Below are 21,577 nucleotides of genomic sequence, written 5' to 3' on the forward strand. Positions count from 1 at the left end.
ATGCCCCCTACTCCTGAAGAGCTGACGCTCCACGGCCTCTCCCCCCAGGAATATCACCAGATCCAGCAGCAACTGGGCCGGGATCCCAACCCCACCGAGCTGGGCATGTTTGGGGTGATGTGGTCGGAGCACTGCTGCTACAAGAACTCTCGCCCTCTGCTGAAAAACTTTCCCACTACGGGCGAGCGGGTGGTGGTGGGGCCGGGGGAAAATGCCGGCGTCATAGATTTGGGGGATGGGGACTGGCTGGCCTTTAAGATTGAATCCCACAACCATCCTTCAGCGGTTGAGCCCTTCCAGGGAGCGGCCACCGGCGTGGGAGGCATCCTGCGCGATATCTTTACCCTGGGCGCCCGCCCCATTGCCCTGCTCAACTCCCTGCGCTTTGGGCCGCTGACGGATCCCCGCAACCGCCGCCTCATGGCCAGGGTGGTGGAGGGGATCGCCCACTACGGCAACTGCGTGGGGGTGCCCACGGTGGGGGGGGAAGTGGCCGTGGATCCCTGCTACAGTGGCAACCCCCTGGTCAACGTCATGGCTCTGGGGCTGCTGGAGACGCCGGCGGTGGTGAAATCGGCAGCTCGGGGGGTGGGGAATCCGGTCTTGTACGTGGGCGCCCCCACGGGGCGGGACGGGATCCGCGGGGCCAGCTTTGCCAGCGCCGAGCTCAAGGAGGACTCCCAGCAGGATCGGCCGGCGGTGCAGGTGGGGGATCCCTTTCTGGGCAAATGTCTCATCGAGGCTTGCCTGGAGGCCTTTGCCACGGGAGCCGTGGTGGCCGCCCAGGACATGGGAGCGGCCGGGATCACCTGCTCCACGGCGGAGATGGCCGCCAAAGGCGGCGTAGGGATCCGCTTTGATCTCGACCGGGTGCCGGCGCGGGAAAGCGGCATGGCCGCCTGGGAGTACCTGCTTTCGGAGTCCCAGGAGCGGATGCTGCTGGTGGTGCAAAAAGGTCGCGAAGCGGAGGTGATGGAGATCTTCCACCGCTGGGGCCTGCAGGCCAGCGTGGCCGGAGAAGTCATTGCCGAGCCGCTGGTGGAGATCTGGCACCGCGGATCCTGCGTGGTGCAAGTGCCGGCGCGGGCCTTGGCCGAAGAGACCCCCGTCTACGTCCGCCCGCTGTTGCCAGAGCCACCGGAGTACGTCCAGGCAGCGTGGCAGTGGGATCCCGCCACCCTACCCCCCTGCACTCGCGAAGGGATCCACCTCGATCAGGCAACCCTGACGTGGCAAGAGGTGCTGCTGCGGCTTTTGGCCCGCCCCACCCTGGCCAGCAAAGCCTGGATCTATCGCCAATATGACCACCAGGTGCAAAACAACACTGTCCTTTGGCCGGGGCAGGGAGATGCAGCGGTTATCCGCATCCGCTCGCAAAAGTTTGGCGTCGGCGAGGTGCCACCCCTGCAGGCTGCCCGCAAGGCCATTGCTGCCACCCTAGATGGCAATGGCCGCTGGGTGTATTTGGATCCCTACGAGGGGGCCAAAGCCGCGGTGGCCGAAGCCGCCCGCAACCTTTCCTGCGTGGGGGCGGAGCCCTTGGCTGTAACCGACAACCTCAACTTCGGCAACCCGGAAAACCCGGTGGTGTACTGGCAGTTGGCCCTGGCCTGTCGGGGGATTGGGGAGGCCTGCCGTGCCCTAGGGACACCGGTAACAGGGGGGAACGTTTCCCTCTACAACGAGAAGGGATCCCAGGCCATCTACCCGACCCCCGTTATCGGCATGGTCGGTCTCATTCCGGACTTGAAGTTGGTCTGTGGCCAGGGGTGGCAGCAAGAAAGCGATCTCATCTACCTCTTGGGATCCCAGGCTGTTACCAGTCTGGGCGGCAGCGAGTATTTGGCGGCAATCTACCACAAGGTCACGGGTCGGCCTGCCCCCGTGGATCTGGAGCTGGAAAAGCGCGTGCAAGCCGCCTGCCGCCACGGCATCCGGCAGGGGTGGGTGCGCTCCGCCCACGACTGTAGCGAGGGAGGACTGGCCGTGGCTCTGGCGGAAGCCTGCCTCAGCGGGGGCCGCGGCGCCAGTGTCTCTCTGGCTCCCGGATCCCTGCGCTGGGATCAGGCCCTGTTTGGCGAGGGATCCAGCCGCATCCTCGTTTCTGTCAATCCAGCCCAGCGCTCTCCTTGGGAAGCCTACTTAGAGTCACAGCTCCCCGGCCAGTGGCAACTGCTGGGACAAGTGGGATCCCCTGCCGATCCCTTGGCCTTGACGACGGCAGAAGGGGATCCCCTGTTGTCGGTCTCTTTGGCCGCCCTGCAGGCCGCCTACCACAACACCTAGCTCCCCTCTCCCTTGGGGAGAGGGGCTGGGGGTGAGGGCGTCCCCAAGGGAGAGGGGCCGGGGGTGAGGGCAGCTCCCTCGGGGAGAGGGGCTGGGGGTGAGGGGGACTACCTCAAGCTGATCTTGCTTCAGACAAATTGGCCTGGATCACCTCTCGGTAGTGGGACTTGGGCTTAACGCCCACCACCTGCGCCACCAGCTCCTTGTTTTTGAAAAACTGCACCGTCGGCGTGCAAGCTACCCCGCCTGCCTCGGCAATCTCCGGATCCTTCTCGATGTCGATCTCCACCACGTGCAGCTTGTCGGCAAACTCTTCGATGACCTTGTTCAAGATTGGCCTGAGGGCATGACAAGGGGCACAGGTGGGAGCGGTGTACTTGACCATCAGCAGGCGATTGCTTTCGTGGTAGAGCCGCCGCAGGGCATAGCTCCCTTCATGGCAGGTCTTGCTGAAATCCAGATCCTCGTGGCCGTTCTCCGCAAAGCTGGCTTCCTCAACCGCAGATTCCTCCGCCAACTCTGCCTCAGGCGGGGCGGCAGCAGAGCTGGGTTTAGGATGGCTCTGGGGCAAGACGTGATACTCCTGAGCCAGGCCGTGTTCCGAGAGCCAGCGCTCCGCTAACATGGCCGCCATACAGCCGGTGCCGGCAGCGGTGATGGCCTGGCGAAACTCGTGATCCTGCACATCCCCGGCGGCAAACACGCCCTCTACACTGGTGGCTACCGATCCTGGGCGGGTGACAATGTAGCCCACTTCATCCAGCTCCAGTTGCCCCGTGAACAAGTCAGTGTTGGGCTTGTGGCCGATGGCGTAGAACAGGCCGCCCACCGCCATCTCCCGGATCTCGCCCGTCTGGTTGTTGCGCACCTTCACCCCGGTCAGGCGCTGGCCGTCGCCCAGGACTTCCACCGCCTCGGTGTGCCAGTGCACCGTAATCTTGGGGTGGTTGAGCACCCGGTCTTGCATGGCCTTGCTGGCCCGCATCTTGCCACTGCGCACCAGCATGTGGATATGGGATCCAAACTTGGTCAGGTAGGTGGCCTCCTCACAGGCGGTATCGCCACCGCCGATCACCACCAACTCCACCCCCTTGAACATGGGCATGGCCCCATCGCAGACGGCGCAGGCGGACATGCCGCGGTTCCAGTAGGTCTCCTCCCCGGGCAGGTGCAGGCGCTTGGCCGTGGCCCCGGTGGCGATGATCAAGCTGTGGGTGCGCACTTCCCGCTCGTCAGAACGGACGACAAAAGGCCGCTGGCTCAGATCCACAAAGGTGACATCCTCGGGGTAGAGCTCCGCCCCCCACCGCTGTGCCTGGGCCCGCATGTTTTTCATCAGTTGGGGGCCGCTGATGCCCTCGGGAAAGCCCGGAAAGTTCTCCACCTCGGTGGTGGTCATCAGTTGCCCACCCGGGATCCCGCCCGCCTGGAAGCCCTCAAACACAACTGGCTTCAGGTTGGCGCGCCCGGCGTAAATGGCCGCCGTAAACCCAGCAGGGCCAGAACCGATAATCACCACATTCTCAATCCGACTTTGCTCTGTCATCCGCTCTCTCTCCTTCTGCAACAGGGATATTACATCAAACTCATAATGACTACGCTTTAGCCTAACACGATTCGGCGAACTGGGCGAGGCTGGGGCTCGTCAGTCCTATTTTCGCTCCCTTGGGGCAGCCGAGGCATTGGCCTATCTAGAACGCAGGTGTGGACTGCTGGCGGGCCTAATCCTGAGCTGGCGGCAAGAGGTCTTGCCCAGGTTGTCTCATCAGTTGGGCAGAAGGCCAGAGCCGGGCCAGTTTTGTATCAGAAGCTACAAAATGCCGGTGTTGGCCTTTCTAGGATGGGTGAGCGCTTTTGGCCCATCCAAGTCGAGGCGCGGGGATCATCCGCTGGGATCCCATTTGTTTCAGCCACAATTTCCCCAGTCTTAACTGCAACCCAATCAGGAGAGAGCGATGGCATCCACGCCCCAAGAAGTGCTTCAGATGATCCAGGACAACAATGTCCAGATGGTGGATCTCAAGTTTGTCGATATCTTCGGCACCTGGCAGCATGTCTCCTTCCACACCTCGATGATTAAGGAAGAAACCTTCACCGAGGGGCTCCCCTTCGATGGATCCAGCATCCGGGGCTGGAAAGCAATCAACGAGTCGGACATGTACATGGTGCCGGATCCCAAGACGGCCTGGATCGATCCCTTTCTCGAGGTGCCCACCCTCAGCATGACTTGCAGCATCGTTGAGCCGCGCACTGGCCAGCCTTACAGCCGCTGTCCCCGCAGCCTTGCTGCCCGTGCCGTCGCCTATCTGCGATCGACAGGCATTGCCGATACCGCCTACTTCGGGCCGGAGGCGGAATTTTTCATTTTTGAGGATATTCGTTTCGACCAAACTCAAAACTCGGCCTACTACTTTGTGGATTCCATTGAAGGTCGCTGGAACTCAGGCCGTGAGGAGAAAGGTGGCAACCTCGGCTACAAGCCTCGCTACAAGGAGGGCTATTTCCCCGTTCCGCCCACCGATGCGCACCAAAATATCCGCACAGAGATGCTGCTGACCATGGGCAAATTGGGGGTGCCCATCGAGAAGCATCACCACGAGGTGGCGACCGGCGGGCAAGGGGAGTTGGGCTATCGCTTCGCCGATCTGGTCACCGCTGCCGACTACATGATGGTCTACAAATATGTGATCCGGAACGTGGCCCGCAAGCACGGCAAGACGGTGACGTTTATGCCCAAGCCCCTGTTTAACGACAACGGCACCGGCATGCACACCCACCAGTCCCTCTGGAAGGATGGTCAGCCCTTGTTCTACAGCGAAGGCACCTACGCCAACCTGAGCGAGACAGCTCTCTACTACATCGGCGGCCTGCTCAAGCATGCTCCGGCGATCTTGGCTTTCACCAACCCCACCACCAACTCCTACAAACGCTTGGTGCCCGGGTTTGAGGCGCCAGTCAACTTGGCCTACTCGCAGGGCAACCGCTCGGCTTCCATTCGCATTCCGGTGACCGGCAACAATCCCAAAGCCAAGCGTCTGGAGTTCCGCTGCCCAGATGCCACCTGCAACCCCTACATCGCCTTCTCGGCCATGTTGATGGCCGGCCTAGACGGGATCAAAAACAAGATCCACCCCGGCGAGCCCCTCGACAAGGATATCTACGATCTGGAGCCGGACGAGCTGGCCAAGATCCCCTCCACACCTGGATCCCTGTTGGACGCTTTGGAGAACCTGCAGAAGGATCATGACTTCCTGCTGGAGGGAGGTGTCTTTAGCGAAGATCTCATCCAGACCTATATCGAGTACAAGATCGACAACGAGATCAACCCCATCAACCTGCGGCCTCACCCCTACGAGTTCGCACTCTATTTTGACGCCTGATCGAGGTTTTCATCCAAAACATTCGTTCTCGAATGAGGTTTTGGAACGGGATCCCTTCTTTTGCCGTGGGGATCCCCTTTTTTTGCGCCTGCCCAGGTATTCTGGGTGTGAGCGCCGAAGTCTAGAGGTTGGAGGGAGGGTTTACAATGGAATGGCTTATTTTTGTTCTGTTCTCGTTTTTTCTTATCGGCCTTCTGGCGCTTGTTGTCTATCTAGCTGACTATCTAGAGAAGAAGCGTCGGGAAGCTTTGGATCAGGTAGCCAGGAGCCTGGGCATGTCGTTTTCAGCGGAGCTACCCGAAGGGATCCGCTCCCGCTTGCTTCAGGCAGGCTTTGAACTATTTGAACGAGGCTACGATCGACGTTTCTACAACTCAATGTCCAAGCGGCTAATCGATGGAACTGAGATCGGTGCCTTTGACTATCAGTACACCTATAAGTACCCCAGCGGCAGGGGCAAGAGTCGCAGGATTGTCTGGGGCAAGAGTCGCGGCACTCATCCCCAGTCTGTTTTCTGGGCCTATTGCGAAGATCTGCGGCTACCTCACTTTCGGCTACATCCGAATATTCCCCTGTTTCACGACATCGCCAAAGCCTTTGGCATGCAAGATATCAACTTCGAGAGCCACCCTCGGTTTTCCCGCAAATACCTCTTGCGCGGAGAAGATGAGGCCAAGGTTCGCCTGCGCTTCGATCCTAGTTTTCTTAGCTTTTTGGAGCAACATGCTCCTTGTTGTGCCGAGGGATCCGGGCCGCAGCTTATCGTTTGGCGGGATGACCAACAGGTGAGTCCAGAAAAAATGGCAGACCGGCTGCGCTTCGGGGAAGAATGGGTGCAAAGACTGCGGCTGCGTCGCGTTTAGCTCTCTGGATCGCCCCTCAAGGCCACTCCCTGGGTATGATGAGAGGAAGAGTTTAAAAAACGTAACGTGTCTTCCTCATTGTCCCAGGCGGTTGTTCTGATTACAGGGGCCACAGGGGGTATTGGCAGCGCCCTTGTGCCTCTGTTGGCCCAGGCCGGAGCCCATCTGGTGCTGGCGGCGCGGCGAGAGGATCCCCTTTCCACCTTGGCGGAGAAAGCGGTGTCCCTGGGGGCTGCCTCCGGGCTGGGGATCCCTGCCGATGTGACGGACTACAGCCAGGTCGAGGCCCTTGTCAACCAAACCCTACAAAGGCACGGGCGGATCGACGTGTTGATCAACCTGGCGGGGGCTGGGATCCTCAAGCCTGCCCCGCAAATTACCCCTGCCGACCTGGAGCAGATGCTGGCGGTCAACCTCAAGGGCAGCTTCTACACCAGCCAACTGGCGGCCAACGCCATGCGGGAGCAAAAATCCGGCCACATCCTCAACTTCCCCGGCATTCTTGGGCGTCACCCTATGGCTATGGCTGCAGCTTACTGTGCCGCCAAATTTGGCGTGGTCGGCTTTAGCAAGTGCATGGCCGATGAGCTGAAGCGCTTTGGGGTGCGCTTTACCCTGTTTTACTTTGGCGGCATTGACTCGCCCTTCTGGGATCCCATCAGCCTCAAGGTGCAGCGGGACAAAATGCTCAGCCCTGCCACGGCTGCCGAGGCCATTCGCTTTATCCTCACGCTGCCCGCCAATGCCGTGCCCAACGAGGTGGTGTTGCAGCCGGAAAGCCACCAGTTTCTCTAAGGCTCGCCCAGTTCTGGGAATGGGGGGGATCCCAAGCTGCTGAAGTCGGGATCGCCAGCAGGGACTTTCCCAGCCTGGAAAGGGAGGGTTGAGGCGGGCGAGGTCTCCCCGTGGCTAGTTGGGAGGATTGCTTCCATAATTAGGGAGACGTCCAGCCAGGGGCCTGGCCGATGGAGGCCATACGCTCACTTTTGCAAGAGGAGCCTATCCTCTCGTTTGCTCTACTGCTGGGGGTGATCCTGGTGGTGCCGCTGCTCTTTGAGCGGCTGCGCCTGCCGGGGCTGGTGGGCCTTTTGGCGGCGGGGATCGCCCTGGGGCCGCAGGGGCTGAACCTGCTGAGCTCAAAGCTGCCGACGGTGCAGTTGCTCTCGGATATCGGCGTGGTCTACCTGCTGTTTGTGGCCGGGCTGGAGATCGACCTGGAGCAATTTCGGCAGACCCGCAACCGCTCCGCCACCTTTGGCTTGTTGACCTTTGCCATCCCTCTAACCGTGGGCACTGCCATTGGGCGGCTATTTGGCTTCGGCTGGAACGCCGCCATCCTGCTGGGATCCCTGTTTGCCTCCCACACTCCCCTGGGCTACCCCATTGTCAGCCGCTATGGCCTGGTGAAAAACGAGGTGGTGCTGGTCACCATCGGCGGCACCATCTTCACCGACATTGCCGCGCTGCTGGTCTTGGCGGTCTGCGTCGGCATCCACGGCGGCGAGTTTTCCCTCTGGAGCTTGGTGCGGCTGCTGGGATCCCTGCTGCTCTATGCGGCTGCGGTGCTGTTTGGGGTGGACTGGCTGGGGCAGCGGTTTTTTCGTGTAACCGGCAGCGAAGAGGGCAACCAATTTTTGTTTGTGCTGCTGGCTCTGTTTGTGGCAGCTCTGGGGGCGCAATGGATTGGGGTAGAGAAGATCATCGGCGCCTTTCTGGCGGGGCTAGCCGTGAACGATGTGCTGCGGGAGGGCTCTGTCAAAGAAAAGATCGTCTTTGTCGGCAGCATCTTGTTCATCCCCGTCTTCTTTGTGGATATAGGGCTGTTGCTCGACCTGCGCGCCTTTCTACAAACCCTCAGCTCCCTTTGGCTGATGTTGAGTATCCTGCTGGGGTTGACCCTGAGCAAATACGCTGCCGCCCAACTCTGTCAGTGGCTCTACCACTACACCCCGGCGCAAAAGCTGATGATGTGGTCGCTTTCCTTACCCCAGGTGGCGGCCACCTTGGCGGCAACCCTGGTGGGGTACCGCGTGGGGTTGCTCAATGCAGAGGTGCTCAACAGCGTGGTGGTGTTGATGTTGGTTACGGCCACCCTGGGCCCAATTTTGACCAGTCGGGCGGCCACGCAAATGGCTATGGAGGAGGAACAGGGTCGGCTTCCATCTGCCGCAGGGGTCGCTCCCGCCTCTGCAGCGCCGCCTTCCCCGCCCTACGTGGTCGTGGTGCCGCTGGCCAATCCCGAAACCGAGGAAAACCTGCTGGAGATGGCCTGCCTCCTGGCCAAGCACGAGGGCGGGCGGGTGGTTCCCCTCGCGGTGGCGACCGGCCACCTGCACATGGACTCTCCCTTGCTGCAGGACTCTCTAGAACACGGCGAGGATCTGCTGCGGCGGGCAGTGGAGTTTTGTCAGGCCTCGGGAGTAGAAGTTACCCCCCTCAGCCGCATCGACAGTCACGTTGCCCAAGGGATCAACCACGCCAGCCGTGAGCAGAACGCCAGCCTCATCGTCATGGGCTGGAGCGATCCCACCCGCTTGCGGGCCCGCCTCTTCGGCAGTGTCATCAATAGCGTCCTCTGGGCCGCCCATTGCCCGGTTGCCGTGGCGCGCCTGCTCCAGCCCTCTCACAAGCTGCGGCGGATCCTGGTGGCGCTGGAAAACTTTCGCTCGCAGGCGGCTCGGGCAGTGCGCTTAGCCGAGATCTTGGCTGCCGCCAACCAGGGAGAGGTTACCTTGCTCCACATCTGCCTCGCCAGCACCCCCGAAAGCGATCGCCAGTGGCTGGAGGCGCAGCTTTTGTCCCTGGCCCAACAGCCGGACTTGAGCTGCCCTGTCCAGGTAAAGGTCTTGGCCAGCGACGATGTCGTCGAAGCCCTCTTGCAGGAGGCCCAAGGGTTTGACCTGGTGGTGTTGCCCTCTTTTCGGCGGCGCAACCCCAGCGGGAGCCTATCCTTCAGCGACACGACCACCCGCATCCTGGAACGCCTCACCAGCTCTTTGATCATGGTCGGGGAGCCCCTCTAAACGACAGCGGGGGTCGGATCCCCCCACCCCCTCCGGCGGGCCTAGCAGCCATCCCACCCACCACGAGCCGCTCGACCCAAGGGTGGCTGCCCCCTGCAGCCTACTGGGATCCCTGTTTCCACACTCCCCTGGGCTACCCCATCGTCAACAGCACCCAAAAAAAAGGATCCCGGCCGGGATCCTTAGGCTTGTGCCAGAGCATCAACAGCTACAAGTGAGTCAGCTCATGCTGACTCGGCTGCGGTCATAGGTGAGACGGAAGGTGGGATGCACCTTTCCTTGGATGCGGTTCCAGAAGTTGCGCACATTGACGTGCAGCCCAACCTGCTCCGTGCCGCGCACCAACATGGCTTGCTGCCGAATCCGAATCGCGCGTTGATGACCCATCATCAGGCGGCGAGCCAACTCGTCCAGAATATGGGAACGGCCCGCCTCCGGAGCAGCTGCCATCACCGGAGCGGCTGGAGCCGGCGCTGCCGCAGCCTCGGTACGATAGGCCACGCCTCGATAGAGCAGGTTCAGGTTAGTGGGCAAAACCACCGGCTTGCTCAGGTGGCGGAACCGCCAGTCCAGCCCCCGATAGCGACCCCCCACTTTGCCCGGAGAAACAGTCACCGTCGCCGGTGAGTGGGTGTAACCAACGCCACGGTAAGAGAGTTCCATGATTTTCGCCTCCAAATGTAATGGTCTGTATCCACTTCACTTCCTGAGTTGAGAAGTGACCTGGGATGTCCCCTGGACAGTCACAAGGTTTGAGGCGCGTTCCTTCGGGATAATTCCCTACTTCCGTCCTCTGGCCGCCATCTCGCCCCACGATGAGCCAAACGGCAGGCGAAAGGATGAACGATTTCTGTCTACATTCTGTATTATAAGCTACGGTTTTGGGGTGTTGTCAGCAACTTTTAACAAAAATTTCTCCTGATTCCCCCTCTAGCTATCCAACAACCCAGGCTGAATGACGCGGCATCCTCTTTGGGAGCCGGTTTGCAGCGCTTTGGGTTGGGCCCAGTCTGTCCGCAAGGCCGAAGAAAGCAGTATCGTGGAAGAATCCTCAGGATCGGCTACAAAAGTTCATACTCCTGGTGGGGTGTCTCGGTGCAGGAAGACTTTCGCCTGATTTTGGACATTGTGACGGTGTTGGCGGCAGCGGCGGCGGGCGGATTTTTGGCCTCCCTGTTGAGGCAGCCGGTGTTACTGGGGTATTTGCTGGCCGGGATCCTGGTGGGGCCGGCGGGGCTGGGGTGGATCAAGGAGTTGGTGCAGGTGGAAACCCTGGCCCAGTTTGGGGTGACCTTTTTGCTATTTACTTTGGGGGTGGAGTTTTCCCTCAAAGAATTGCGCCAGGTGCGGGGGATCGCCATTGGCGGCGGTGCCTTGCAGATCGGCCTGACCATCGCGATCACAGCGGTGCTGGCGGTGGCCAGCGGCTGGCTGACGCCGGTGCAGGGGATCTTCCTGGGGGCGGTGCTCTCTCTGTCTTCCACGGCGGTGGTGCTCAAAAGCCTCATCGAGACCAACCAGATGGGCACGCCCCAAGCTCAGGCCATGCTGGGGATCTTGATTGTGCAGGATCTGGCGGTAGGGCTGATGCTGGCGGTGTTGCCGGCTTTGGATTGTCCTTTGCCGGAGCTGGCGGGATCCCTGGCCAAGGCGCTGGCAGAAATCGGCCTGGTGGGGCTGGGGGCGGTGGTGGGCGGGATGTGGCTGGTGCCCGCTTTCCTGCGGCTTTTGGCGCAGCAGGAGAGCAAAGAAGTGTTTTTGCTGGGGGTGATCAGCCTCTGTGTGGGGATTGCCCTGTTGACGGAGCGGCTGGGCATTTCCAGTGAGATCGGGGCTTTTATCGCCGGGCTGATGATCTCAGAAGTGGAATACGCCGACCAGACCCTGGCTTACGTAGAGCCCTTGCGGGATGTGTTTGCCGCCCTCTTTTTTGCTGCCATTGGCATGCTCATCGATCCCAGCTTTATCGCCGCCCACCTGCCCTTGATCCTAGGGTTAGTGGGGCTGGTGATGGTGGGCAAGTTTTGCCTGGTGGCCCCTTTGGCCGGTCTGTTCGGCTACCCGCTCCCCTCAGCGGTGTTGGTGGGGCTGGGCCTCTCGCAGATCGGCGAGTTCTCCTTTGTCTTGGCCAGTGAAGGGCAGGCGCTGGGGCTGGTGTCGCGGCAACTCTATTTGCTCATCGTCAGCACCACCGCTGTTACCCTGCTCGTCACTCCCTTTCTGCTCAGGGGCGCGCCGCGACTGCTGGCAAACTTACAAGGGATCCCCTTCTGGGCCCGTTGGCTGGAAGGGAGCGAGCAGCCCCGCGCTCTGGCTCCCGACGCTCCCCAAGAGGGGCACGTGGTGGTGTGCGGCTATGGACAGGTGGGGCAAGACATCGTGCGCATCCTGGAAGCCCGTCGCCATCCCCTTTTGGTGATTGACCAGTCGGAACGGGTGATCCAACAGTTGCGCTCGCGCGGGATCCCCTATCTCTACGGCAATGCCGCCAGCGCCCCGGTGCTGGAGAAAGCTTGTCTGTCCCAAGCTCGCGCCCTGGTGATCGCCCTGCCGGATCGCCTGAGCATGCGCCTTTGCCTGAAACGGGCGCTGGAACTGGCGCCCCACCTGGATGTGGTGGTGCGGGCCACCCATGAAGAGGACATTGAGCAGCTCTATCAGTTGGGAGCCCGAGAAGTCGTCCACCCGGAATTTGAGGCCAGCCTGGGCTTGTGCAGCCATGTGCTGCTGAAGCTGGGCGAGCCCCTGGAGGTCATCCAGCAGGAGATCCTAGCCATCCGCAGCAGCCACTACCGCGATTTGCGCCCTCTCCACCCCAGTTGCCTGATCCCCACGCCTGTCAGTTGGCTGACACCCCCTTCTCCCCCCCTCTCCGCTCCTGCCAACGGCAGCTCACCTGAGGTGCTGGCCTGGTGGGAACACTGGCAGCGCCCCGTGCAGCCGGAATGGGCAGGGATCTCAGGCTCCGCTGAGTAGATCTCTCAGGGGAGCTAGCCAGGATAGGGGATCCGCAGGAGCTGGTTGACCGGCGGGCGAGCCACCTGCAACTGTTTTCCGTCCGGCCACTGGATCTGGATTTCCTTGACCAGCGTTTCGGATCCCAGGCCAAAGTGGGCCACCGGCTCCATCTGACAGAGGTAGCCGCTGCCGGCATCGATGGGATAGATCTGGGTGCGGGTAGAGGTGATCAGCCGCACCAGGGCGCCGCGGGCCGGGGATCCTTGGCGGGTGAGGGGCAAGACCCTTAGCCAGTTGTTGCCATTAGCCAGGGGGCGGTAGAAGCTCAGGGGCTGGGCGCCCGACTCGCCGTGGGCAATGAGCAGCTCCAGGCGACCGTCCCCATCCACATCGGCGACTGCCGCTCCCGTCCCCAATCCCTGCGGCTCGGCAGCCTCTCCAATGTCAATGACCTGCCAGCAGCCAGAGCGCCAGCCAAACAGGCGGTTGGGCTCGCCGATGTTGTTAAAAAACAGCTCCGGGTAGCCGTCGTTGTCGAAGTCGGCAGCAATGACTGTGCGAATGCGGGAGGGTCTGGCCAGATCTGGGGGGGCCACGTTCTTGAAGATGCCGCCGGGGGTTTGGATCCAGAGGCGATGCGGCCCTTCCCAGTTGCCGTAGACCAAGTCCAGCCGCCCGTCCCCATCCAGATCCACCGCTGCCACCCCCCGCCCATGCTCGCCGGGATCCGCCAGCCCCACCTCGGCGGCAATCTCCTCGAAGGTGCCATCCCCGCGGTTGCGAAACAAAAAGTTGGGCCCCTGCTCGTTGACGGCAAACATGTCCATCCGCTGCGAGACCAAGGGCAGGGCCACCAGCCCCCGCCCGCCCGTTACCCGGTTCACCCCCGCCTCCGGTGCCACATCGGCAATCATCTGGTTGGAGCCCAGCTCGTAAAGGCGCATGGGGCCGCCGTAGTTGGCCACGAAAAACCCGTACCGCCCCTGGCCAAAGCGATCCACGCAGGCCACCGAGCGACCGGCCGTCAAGTTGAGGGCATCTTGGTTGTGGGGTAGAGAGAACAGATCCACCCAACGGGATCCCTGCCAGTCGAAGAGGCGATCCCCAAAGCGCTTGCGCCCGCCGAAGGTATCGGTATTCAAAACATAGAGTTCTTCTTGCCCGTCGCCGTCGAAGTCGCCGGCAGCCACCCCAATGGCCATGCGCCCTGCATCGGCCAGAGTATCGTCCACCAGATCCACCAGCGCCTGGCCGTTCCACTTCAAAACCCGATTCGGGCCGCGGAAGCCGCACACAAACAGCTCAAAAGCCCCGTCCCGATCCACATCGCAAACGGCAACCCCATAGAAAAGGGCAGGCGGGTTGAACAAGAGGAGGGAGCTGCAATCTCGAAACATGGGGATCCCGTCGTAGGAGAGGCAGGAACTGGTGGAGCTCCAAACTCTAATGGTATGCTAGATCTCCGCCGTAGCTTCCCTCTCGACCATGCCACGCATTAAATCTGCCATCAAGCGCGTCAAGATTGCCGAGCGAAATCGGCTACGCAACAAAGCTACCAAAGCCATGGTGCGCGCGCTGATGAAAAAAGTGATCTCTCTCTCCTCTACTTACGCCGCCAACCCCCAACCGGAAACCCTGCAGGAGATTCAAGCGGCGATGAGCGCTGCCTTTAGCCGCATCGACAAAGCGGCCAAAACAGGGGTTCTCCACAAAAACACAGCCGCCCGTCGGAAGGCTCGTCTATCTCGGATTGTGCAACGATCCCTAGCCGCCACAAGTGCCTCCTAAGACAGGGTCTTGGACAGGCGGAGCCCAAAGGGCTCTACTGCTGCCCCGGAAGCAAGCTTAAGCATTTGCCTACCAGGCTACTCTGCTGTGTGTTGCAACCTTCTCCAAACCGGCGCTGACAGCCGTTGACCTCAGCCAAGGAGCAACAGCAGCCATGGCAAGACGGGACATCTGGTCAGGGATCCCAGTTCTCGGCCAGGCCAACTAGCGGGAATCCAAGGTGCGCACCAGCCAGCGCCGCAGCGGATGCCAGGCGGGCAAAGACAAAATCCAGCGGGACTGGCGCTCCAACATCAGGCGCTCCATGGGATAGAGGCCAAACAGCTCGTAGCGGCTTTGGGCGATCAAGATCCCCAGCGTGAAGCTGACGCACAGCAAAAGGCCGAAGGTAGGCCAGCCGGGCCGGTAAAACAAGGCATAGCGCAGGCCTGTCCAGGTGAAATGGTTCCACAGGCGGATGAGATCTGCCCGCAAAGCCCAGAGGCTGGGGATCCCGACCAGCAGCCACAGCAGGCCCAGAAAGATAAAGCTGCCGCCATGGTAGAGGCGCAGCAGACGCCTGGCCGCCGGAGAGAGGGATCCCAGGCCAGGAGGGACGGAAATAGTGTTCCTCTCCTCTGCTGAGTCAGGCTCAGGGGGCAAGGGCATAGGGATCCCGGTTCTCCAAACCAAGACTTTCGTTATAACTTTAGCGACTGGGATCCCTGAACGCAGCTCCTGGGGGTTTTGGGGAGTAGGTTACAGAGAGCGGAACTTGCCCAAGGATATAATGGCTCTGCAGCTTGCCTTGCTAGCTCAATGGATAGAGCACCGACCTTCTAAGTCGATGGTTGCAGGTTCGAGTCCTGCGCAAGGCGCTAGGCTCTGTTTTGAGTTGCCGACAAGCTGCCCTGATGGGGGCACCACACCTGGAAAATCACCTGCCGGGAACGGCTTTCCACCGTCAGGGATCCCTTTAACATCTCCATAGCCTTTTTGGCTAGCGGCAGGCCTAGGCCTGTCCCTCCGGCCTTGCGGCGATCCAACTGTGGGATGCGGTAGAACTTTTCAAACACATGGGGCAGCGCCTCTGGAGGAATTTCCACTCCCGTATTGCGCACCTCGATCAGCCAGCCGGGACGGTTCTGTTGATGGGTCTGGCTAAAGCGCAAACAGATGCTTTCCCCAGCCGGCGTGTACTTGCAGGCGTTGTTCAAAAGTTCGCCCACCACCCGCGACAGCAGGCTCTCATCCGTGCAGAGGGGCAAAAGGTCGGGATCCCATTCCAACTGAAACTGTTGGTTCTGCTGGGCAGCTCGCAGCCGGAAGGGCTCGGAAAGATTGGGGATCCACTCCTGAGGAGATAACCAGGTTAGATTGAGATCCCTATTTCCGGCTTCAATAGCTTGCAATTCCAACAGCTCGTTGATCAAGTCCAGCTCGCGGTTGGTCTCCATCTCCAAAATCTGCAAGTAGCGCTGCTCCCGCTCCGTCAGGTTGGCCTTGGAGAGAAAAGCAATTGCCAGCTTCATGTTGGTTAGAGGCGTGCGCATCTCGTGGGAGACCATGTGCAGAAACTCATCCTTGAGGTGGTTGAGCTCCTGCAACTGCTGCACCTGCTGCTGCACGGTTTGGAAAAGCCGGGCCTGGCGAATGGCAATCGCACACTGGCTGGCCACCCGCCGCATCAAGCGCTGTTCCCGCTCGCCAAACACCTGCCCCGGCGGACGCGAGCCGCAAATATTTCCCAGCAGGAGAGATTCGCCTTCCTGAGCATCGCAAATGGGAAGTACCAGCAGCGTGTGGCGGTCGTAGCTGGGCCAGCAGGGGTGGCCAAGGTTGCTGAAATAGCAGAACTGCCCACCCTGAAGCTGCTGGAGCACCTCGGCAAAATCGGCAAAGGGGATCTCCAGGGGAAAACGGCGGATCCCTTCTCCAGGTCGATAATCCAAGGCCAAAACGCTAACCTGTCGTTCTGGGTCATGGAGGGCAATCATGCAGCCGGAAAGACCCAGTCTGAGGGCCAGTTCTTGCGCCACGGTTTCCAAAATCTTGTGCTCGTCTAGGCTGGAGCGAATTTCTTCCGTGATCAGTTGCAGCAGGGCCTCGTCTTCGTAGGCTTGCTGCAGTTGGCCGTTGCGCACCCGCACTTGGTAATCCAGTTCGGCGTTGGCTTGCTGCAGCTTTTGGTAAAGTTCCGCCTGTCGAATGGCGACTGCCAGGTGATTGCCAATTGCCCTGGCCAACTCGATCTCTTCCTCTTGCCAATCGGGTTCAGAGATCAGGCGTCTCAGGGCTAGAGCGCCCCAAAGTTTCCCTTGACAGGCCACCGGGATGGTAAGCCAGGGGCCAAGCTGGTGGTCTTGCCTTTCCTGCAATGCAAAGGGATCGGAAACTTGCTGGGGATCCGCCACGTGAAAAACTTGCAGCTGCTGCAACTGCTGAATGGTTGGGATCTGCGGATCATCCGGTATGCGCATTTGGAGAGTACTGGGCACATCGGGGGAGCGAACATAGCCGGCAATGCCCACCCACACCTTCTCGGTAGGCAGATATTGGTAAAGGGTAACCCGCGCTGCCTGCAAAACCTGGCCTACTTCCTGCACCGCTACCTCAAAGAGGGCGGGTAGATCCAAAGAGGTGCTGATGGCTTGAATGAGCCGGTTAAACAGTTTTTCCCGCTGCACCTGTTGCTGCAGCTTTAGCTCGGCCTGCTTGCGCTTGGTGATGTCCAGGGTTACCCCGACAACATGGCTGGGATCCCCTTCCGGCCCCAGGAGCACAATCCCCTGAGAGAGGTGCCAGCGCACCTGCCCGTCTGCGAGATGGGCACGGTACTCGACTGCCAAGTTGGGATCCCCCTCCAATGCTCTAGGCCCCGCCAACTGGAAAGCTTCCTTCACCCTTTGGCGATCTTCGGGGTGAACGCTCTCGAAAAACATCTCCAGAGTGAACTCCTCGCCGGGATCCCGTCCGTACTTGGCCTTGCACTGAGGGGAACTGCTCAGCTCCCCGCTGCGCAGATCCAGTTGCCAGTAGCCCAGTTGGGTGGCCTCCAGAGCCAAGGAGAGATGCTCTGGATAAAAGCCGCCGTCTTCTGGCCGCACCGGCACCAGGCGGTGTTGAGCTGAAGCCATCTCCCCCACCAAAACGGTTGGTTGTTCCACCAGCGCTACCTCATTGTGGACGATCCTCATACAGATCTGAGAGATCCCCTTGCCAGAAATCCTTAGCTTTAAGCATGATTTTAGTACTCTGCTCAAAGATGTGTTAGCCAATACAAGATCTTTACTTCACGCTAAACTTCAGATCCGGAGAGCCGACTCTTGCCCGCAGCTTGTGGCCGAGGGGGGAGCCTCTGCTATAGTAATGGGCAGTTGCGCCTTGGATCCCAACACTGGGGATCCCCCTAGCAGGTGGGGTTAGGGCAAGCCGAAATGAGTTCGCGTTGAGAAGAGAGCAGTGCTGCATCAAGCTCCTTCCTTGCGGCTGCGCCCTCAGCCTGCGTGAAGCGTTGATTCTTTTTTATGCTGCCCTATGCCACGTTTGGCCTAAAAAAATTGCTGCTGATTTTGAGCGGGGATCTTTTCCCTCGGAAGCCTATAGTTAGTTTCTGGCGATTGTTCGATATTTTTCGGTTTGCGGTAACGCGGCTGCTCAAGGTGCCGCTGCCCTCTTCCTTTGGTTAGCGGGCAGAGACAACCCAACGGATGGGGATAACCTCAGGTTGGGCTAGCTGGCGAAGGTGAGGTTGTCCCCAAGAACGGATTCTTTGAGCCTATCCTCTTGCCGGCCAAGGTCGCCAAAGTTGCTTGTGGCAACGGCCAGGTTGTCCTGTACGGGCTGATGGCTAGCTTAGAGCGCCTGGGGTGGCAGGCAAGGGGATCCCTGCGGCATTTTTCAACGGATCGTCACCCAGCCAATTCATTTTCTGTAGAATTCAAGGTTATTTCTGTGATTTGTGAACTTCCTCGCAGTCCTCAGCCTGCTCTGCAGGAGCAGGAGCGATCGCTTTCTGCCACAACCGCGGCTGTCCGGCCCGAATGGCCAAGCCACCCCCTGGATCCCCTAAATGGCGAAGAAATCCGGCAAGTGGTCAAAATCCTGCGTCAGGAGCGCCCTCTTGCTTCCCGCTGCCGCTTTGTCACCATCCAACTGCAGGAGCCGGAGCGGCCCTGGATGGAAGCTTGGCAACCGGGCCAACCCTGGGATCGGCAGGCGTTTGTGGTGCTGTTGGATCCCACCGAGGGCAGCACCTACGAGGCGGTGGTCTCCCTCTCTCGGCAGCAGGTGTGCTCTTGGCAGCTCGTCCCCGGCGTGCAGCCGCCCCTTTTGGACGATGAGGTCTACGCCTGTGACCGCTTGCTCAAGGAGGATCCCCAATTTCTGGCCGCCCTGCAGCGGCGGGGCATTGCCGATGTGGAGCGGGTGATGGTGGACTACTGGACGGTGGGCTACTTTGGGATCCCGGAAGAAAAGGGGCGGCGGCTGGTGCGGGGTCTGTGTTTCCTGCGCACTTCCCCTTACGACAATGGCTATGCCCGTCCCCTCGAAGGCCTCTACCCCTGGATTGACCTCAACCAAATGCAGGTGATCAAGGTGGAGGATCGCGGCCCCTGGCCTCTGCCCCCGGAAGATGGCAATTTTGACGAGATCTTCTTCAAAGAGTTTCGCCGAGATTTGAAGCCTTTGGAAATTACTCAGCCCCAAGGGGTGAGCTTCCAAGTAGAAGGCCACCACATCCGCTGGCAGAAGTGGGATCTGCGCATCAGCTTTAACCCCCGCGAGGGGCTGGTGCTGCATCAGGTGAGCTATGAGGATCAGGGCCGCCTTCGCCCCATCCTCTATCGGGCTTCGGTAGCCGAGATGGTGGTGCCCTACGGGGATCCACGGGATCCCCACTGTCGCAAGAACGCCTTTGACGTGGGGGAATACGGCATCGGCATGCAGGCCAATTCCCTGCGCCTGGGCTGCGACTGCCTGGGGGAGATCTACTACTTCGATGCCTGGCTGCCCAGCAACAGCGGTGAGCCCATGCTCCTCAAAAACGCCATCTGCATGCACGAGGAGGACTTTGGCGTGCTCTGGAAGCACACCGACTGGCGCACGGAGCGAGCTCAGGTGCGGCGCTCGCGGCGGCTGGTGCTCTCTTTCTTTACCACCATCGGCAACTACGACTACGGCTTTTTCTGGTACTTCTACCAGGACGGCACGCTGGAGTTCGAGGCCAAGCTCACCGGCATCATCAACACCTGCGCCACCCTGCCGGGGGAGGAACCGGAGTTTGGCGTCTTGGTAGCGCCCCAATTGTCTGGCCTCAACCACCAGCACTTTTTTACCGTGCGCCTGGACATGGCGGTGGATGGGCCGGGCAACTCCCTCTACGAAGTCCATGCCGAGCCGCTGCCCTTGGGGCCGGATAACCCCTACGGCAACGCCTTCCGCGCCCGCTCCACCTTGTTGAGCACTGAGCAGGAAGCCAAGCAAACGGTGGATCCCTTGCGGGGGCGCTACTGGAAGATTGTCAACCCCAACCGCCACAACCGCCTGGGGCAGCCGGTGGCCTACAAGTTGCTCCCAGGAGAGAATGTCCGGTTCCTGGCCCACCCCGACTCCTGGCTGTATCGACGGGCAGGGTATTTGGCCCACCACCTCTGGGCCACGCCCTATCATCCTGGCGAAAAGTTCCCGGCGGGGGACTACCCCAACCAACACCCCGGTGGGGAAGGGCTGGTGAAATGGACACAAGCCAACCGATCCCTAGAAAATACCCGCCTGGTGCTCTGGTACAGCTTTGGCTGTAACCACTTCCCCCGCACCGAAGACTGGCCGGTGATGCCGGTTAGCTACATTGGCTTTCTGCTCAAGCCGCTGGGCTTCTTTGAGTGCAACCCGGCTTTGGATGTGCCCCCTCCGCCGCCGAAAACCAAAAGCTGCTGCAGCACCAGCCATTCCCATTAGCTGCGGTGAGCGCCAGGCCCCACCTTGGCATGGCATTGGATCTTGCCGGACTTTCATGGACGCCCAAAAGCCCTCCAGCAACCTTCTGGGCCTAGGGCACCTGAGGATGGAGCTGACGGGAGTCGAACCCGTGTCCGAGATGGGTACTAAGGGATCACTCATTCACAGGCTTAGCCTCTTTGACCCTCGAGGCGGGGATCGCCGTTTGGATCCCGGCGATGGGATTTCTCCGCCTAATCTTGGTCTCTCCCTCGACGGAGCCAGAGCAGAGAGCTGCACCCGTTGGGGTTGTGATCCGCCCACTTAACGGGGTCGTGAGCAGATCCTCGAGCTCAGAGTCAGTTTTCGGTTACTGAGCCTTAGGCAGCCAGAGCAGCTGCTTTACGAGCAAAGGGTACGACGTTGTTCGCACGTACTGGTTTGAGCCTGGTGATAACGGGATAAGCTCAATCCCGACCTGTATCATGAACCCATGTTCGCCACCCCGTCGAAACCGTTACAGCCCCAGGGTTGGTCTAAGTTCAGCATAGCAAGATTTTTAGGGATACGGCCAGAACCTTTGCTAGTGTGACAGAAGTTTTGCTAGTATGACAAAGCTGCAAACTTGGGTCGGTAGCTCAGCGGTAGAGCACTCGGCTTTTAACCGATTGGCCCAGGGTTCGAATCCCTGCCGACCCATGTCTTCGGTCACTTGCAAGTAGCAGCGCGACCTGGAAACTGGCGCGGCAACGGTTTATCCGCCCTCCCTGTCGTCGGTTGCCGGTCGGAAGGCCATGTTCTTGCGCCTAGGTGCGGCCGAGATGCTCCAGTTGATCCAGGTTGGGGCCGCTCAGCCGGAAGGCTTGGCCAAACCCCTGAATGAAGCTGCCGCCGGTGGGGGTGATCTGGCAGAAGTGAAAATCCGCCAGGCCCAGGATCATCTCGGCAATCTCGTACTTGGCACGATAAAGGGCCTCAAACCCCCAGGCTTGGGCCTCCGCGCGGCTGAGGAACCGGGCTTCTCCGCTCACCATCACCCGCGGCAAAGCGTGGTTGCTGCGGGGATCCACCGGCGTGGGCGGCTCGTGGATGAGCAAGCTGGCGCGGGGATCCGCCCGCAAAGCCTGGGTGTGGGAAGAAAGATCGCTAATGACAATGGCAAAACGCAAGGGATCCCGTTGCACCACAAAGGGCACCAGCGACACTGCCGGGGATCCCTGCTCCAGCACCCCCAAGCAGGCCACCGGCTGGCTCTCCAACAGCGCCTTCAACTTTTCCTGCGCCGACATCGCTTCTTCTCCCATGGCCTTTGTTATTATGCCCAAGCCCCCCTTGCTGGAGAAGGGATAGATCCCTGGGA

General features: G+C 60.5%; 14 protein-coding genes, 2 tRNA genes, 1 other RNA gene and 1 riboswitch. Of the genes, 10 read left to right on the forward strand and 7 right to left on the reverse strand.

Translation table 11 applies throughout. From position 1 onward, the window contains the following. Positions 1 to 2,286, forward strand: a complete 2,286-nt coding sequence (gene purL / locus NW862_RS06490) for a phosphoribosylformylglycinamidine synthase subunit PurL (protein ID WP_414332957.1) — start codon at positions 1 to 3, stop codon at positions 2,284 to 2,286. A 112-nt stretch (positions 2,287 to 2,398) separates the two neighbouring features. Here the strand turns inward: purL and trxB are convergent, their stop codons facing one another. Further along, on the reverse strand, positions 2,399 to 3,832 hold the full coding sequence (gene trxB, locus NW862_RS06495) for a thioredoxin-disulfide reductase (protein WP_414332955.1): 1,434 nt from the start codon (positions 3,830 to 3,832) through the stop codon (positions 2,399 to 2,401). 409 nt (positions 3,833 to 4,241) lie between these two features. Between trxB and glnA the strand changes: the two genes are divergently transcribed. From glnA to NW862_RS06515, 4 genes are all read left to right on the forward strand, one after another. Next, positions 4,242 to 5,666, forward strand: coding sequence for a type I glutamate--ammonia ligase (gene glnA / locus NW862_RS06500; RefSeq protein WP_414348330.1), 1,425 nt, complete (start codon positions 4,242 to 4,244; stop codon positions 5,664 to 5,666). Positions 5,667 to 5,941: 275 nt separating this feature from the next. Further along, a complete protein-coding gene (locus NW862_RS06505; RefSeq protein WP_414427027.1) occupies positions 5,942 to 6,529 on the forward strand; it encodes a hypothetical protein in 588 nt (195 codons plus the stop codon). A gap of 66 nt (positions 6,530 to 6,595) precedes the next feature. Next, positions 6,596 to 7,324, forward strand: coding sequence for an SDR family oxidoreductase (locus NW862_RS06510; RefSeq protein ID WP_414427028.1), 729 nt, complete (start codon positions 6,596 to 6,598; stop codon positions 7,322 to 7,324). A 191-nt stretch (positions 7,325 to 7,515) separates the two neighbouring features. Further along, the gene (locus NW862_RS06515; RefSeq protein WP_414427029.1) at positions 7,516 to 9,552 is read left to right on the forward strand and encodes a cation:proton antiporter; all 2,037 of its coding nucleotides are present in this window, start codon (positions 7,516 to 7,518) and stop codon (positions 9,550 to 9,552) included. A 219-nt stretch (positions 9,553 to 9,771) separates the two neighbouring features. Here the strand turns inward: NW862_RS06515 and NW862_RS06520 are convergent, their stop codons facing one another. After that, entirely contained in the window at positions 9,772 to 10,215 is a 444-nt protein-coding gene (locus NW862_RS06520; protein WP_414334931.1) for a DUF4278 domain-containing protein, read from the reverse strand. Between the two features lie 93 nt (positions 10,216 to 10,308). Next, positions 10,309 to 10,400, reverse strand: a riboswitch (Glutamine riboswitch). 247 nt (positions 10,401 to 10,647) lie between these two features. On the opposite strand from NW862_RS06520, the gene NW862_RS06525 reads away from it, so the two are divergent. Next, positions 10,648 to 12,528, forward strand: a complete 1,881-nt coding sequence (locus NW862_RS06525) for a cation:proton antiporter (RefSeq protein ID WP_414334930.1) — start codon at positions 10,648 to 10,650, stop codon at positions 12,526 to 12,528. A gap of 14 nt (positions 12,529 to 12,542) precedes the next feature. On the opposite strand, the gene NW862_RS06530 is transcribed toward NW862_RS06525, so the two are convergent. Next, complete coding sequence (locus NW862_RS06530; protein WP_414427030.1) at positions 12,543 to 13,907, reverse strand: CRTAC1 family protein; 1,365 nt, start codon at positions 13,905 to 13,907, stop codon at positions 12,543 to 12,545. An 88-nt stretch (positions 13,908 to 13,995) separates the two neighbouring features. Here NW862_RS06530 and rpsT point away from each other — a divergent pair, with 88 nt between their 5' ends. Next, positions 13,996 to 14,298 carry a 30S ribosomal protein S20 gene (rpsT, locus tag NW862_RS06535; protein WP_414334928.1) on the forward strand — a complete coding sequence of 101 codons (303 nt, stop codon included), beginning with the start codon at positions 13,996 to 13,998 and terminating at the stop codon, positions 14,296 to 14,298. 204 nt (positions 14,299 to 14,502) lie between these two features. Here the strand turns inward: rpsT and NW862_RS06540 are convergent, their stop codons facing one another. Then, positions 14,503 to 14,946: a hypothetical protein gene (locus NW862_RS06540; RefSeq protein ID WP_414427031.1), complete on the reverse strand. Its 444-nt coding sequence runs from the start codon at positions 14,944 to 14,946 to the stop codon at positions 14,503 to 14,505. A gap of 136 nt (positions 14,947 to 15,082) precedes the next feature. On the opposite strand from NW862_RS06540, the gene NW862_RS06545 reads away from it, so the two are divergent. Next, positions 15,083 to 15,155 (forward strand) — tRNA-Arg (locus tag NW862_RS06545). Here NW862_RS06545 and NW862_RS06550 read toward each other — a convergent pair. Then, entirely contained in the window at positions 15,156 to 17,474 is a 2,319-nt protein-coding gene (locus NW862_RS06550; RefSeq protein ID WP_414427032.1) for a GAF domain-containing protein, read from the reverse strand. A 589-nt stretch (positions 17,475 to 18,063) separates the two neighbouring features. Between NW862_RS06550 and NW862_RS06555 the strand changes: the two genes are divergently transcribed. Then, on the forward strand, positions 18,064 to 20,238 hold the full coding sequence (locus tag NW862_RS06555; RefSeq protein ID WP_414348346.1) for a primary-amine oxidase: 2,175 nt from the start codon (positions 18,064 to 18,066) through the stop codon (positions 20,236 to 20,238). A gap of 104 nt (positions 20,239 to 20,342) precedes the next feature. On the opposite strand, the gene ssrA is transcribed toward NW862_RS06555, so the two are convergent. Next, positions 20,343 to 20,744: a transfer-messenger RNA gene (gene ssrA, locus NW862_RS06560) on the reverse strand. Between the two features lie 100 nt (positions 20,745 to 20,844). On the opposite strand from ssrA, the gene NW862_RS06565 reads away from it, so the two are divergent. Beyond that, positions 20,845 to 20,916 (forward strand) — tRNA-Lys (locus NW862_RS06565). Between the two features lie 107 nt (positions 20,917 to 21,023). Here the strand turns inward: NW862_RS06565 and NW862_RS06570 are convergent. Further along, a complete protein-coding gene (locus tag NW862_RS06570; protein ID WP_414334924.1) occupies positions 21,024 to 21,506 on the reverse strand; it encodes a pyridoxamine 5'-phosphate oxidase family protein in 483 nt (160 codons plus the stop codon). Positions 21,507 to 21,577: the final 71 nt, after the last annotated feature.

This window comes from Synechococcus sp. H55.8 (assembly GCF_047462375.1).
GTDB lineage: Bacteria > Cyanobacteriota > Cyanobacteriia > Thermostichales > Thermostichaceae > Thermostichus.

Excerpts from the sequence above, each read along its gene's own strand:
- purL (WP_414332957.1), top strand. The coding sequence starts at position 1 with ATGCCCCCTACTCCTGAAGAGCTGACGCTCCACGGCCTCTCCCCCCAG.
- trxB (WP_414332955.1), bottom strand. The coding sequence starts at position 3,832 with ATGACAGAGCAAAGTCGGATTGAGAATGTGGTGATTATCGGTTCTGGC.
- glnA (WP_414348330.1), top strand. The coding sequence starts at position 4,242 with ATGGCATCCACGCCCCAAGAAGTGCTTCAGATGATCCAGGACAACAAT.
- NW862_RS06505 (WP_414427027.1), top strand. The coding sequence starts at position 5,942 with ATGTCGTTTTCAGCGGAGCTACCCGAAGGGATCCGCTCCCGCTTGCTT.
- NW862_RS06520 (WP_414334931.1), bottom strand. The coding sequence starts at position 10,215 with ATGGAACTCTCTTACCGTGGCGTTGGTTACACCCACTCACCGGCGACG.
- NW862_RS06530 (WP_414427030.1), bottom strand. The coding sequence starts at position 13,907 with ATGTTTCGAGATTGCAGCTCCCTCCTCTTGTTCAACCCGCCTGCCCTT.
- rpsT (WP_414334928.1), top strand. The coding sequence starts at position 13,996 with ATGCCACGCATTAAATCTGCCATCAAGCGCGTCAAGATTGCCGAGCGA.
- NW862_RS06540 (WP_414427031.1), bottom strand. The coding sequence starts at position 14,946 with ATGCCCTTGCCCCCTGAGCCTGACTCAGCAGAGGAGAGGAACACTATT.
- NW862_RS06550 (WP_414427032.1), bottom strand. The coding sequence starts at position 17,474 with ATGAGGATCGTCCACAATGAGGTAGCGCTGGTGGAACAACCAACCGTT.
- NW862_RS06570 (WP_414334924.1), bottom strand. The coding sequence starts at position 21,506 with ATGTCGGCGCAGGAAAAGTTGAAGGCGCTGTTGGAGAGCCAGCCGGTG.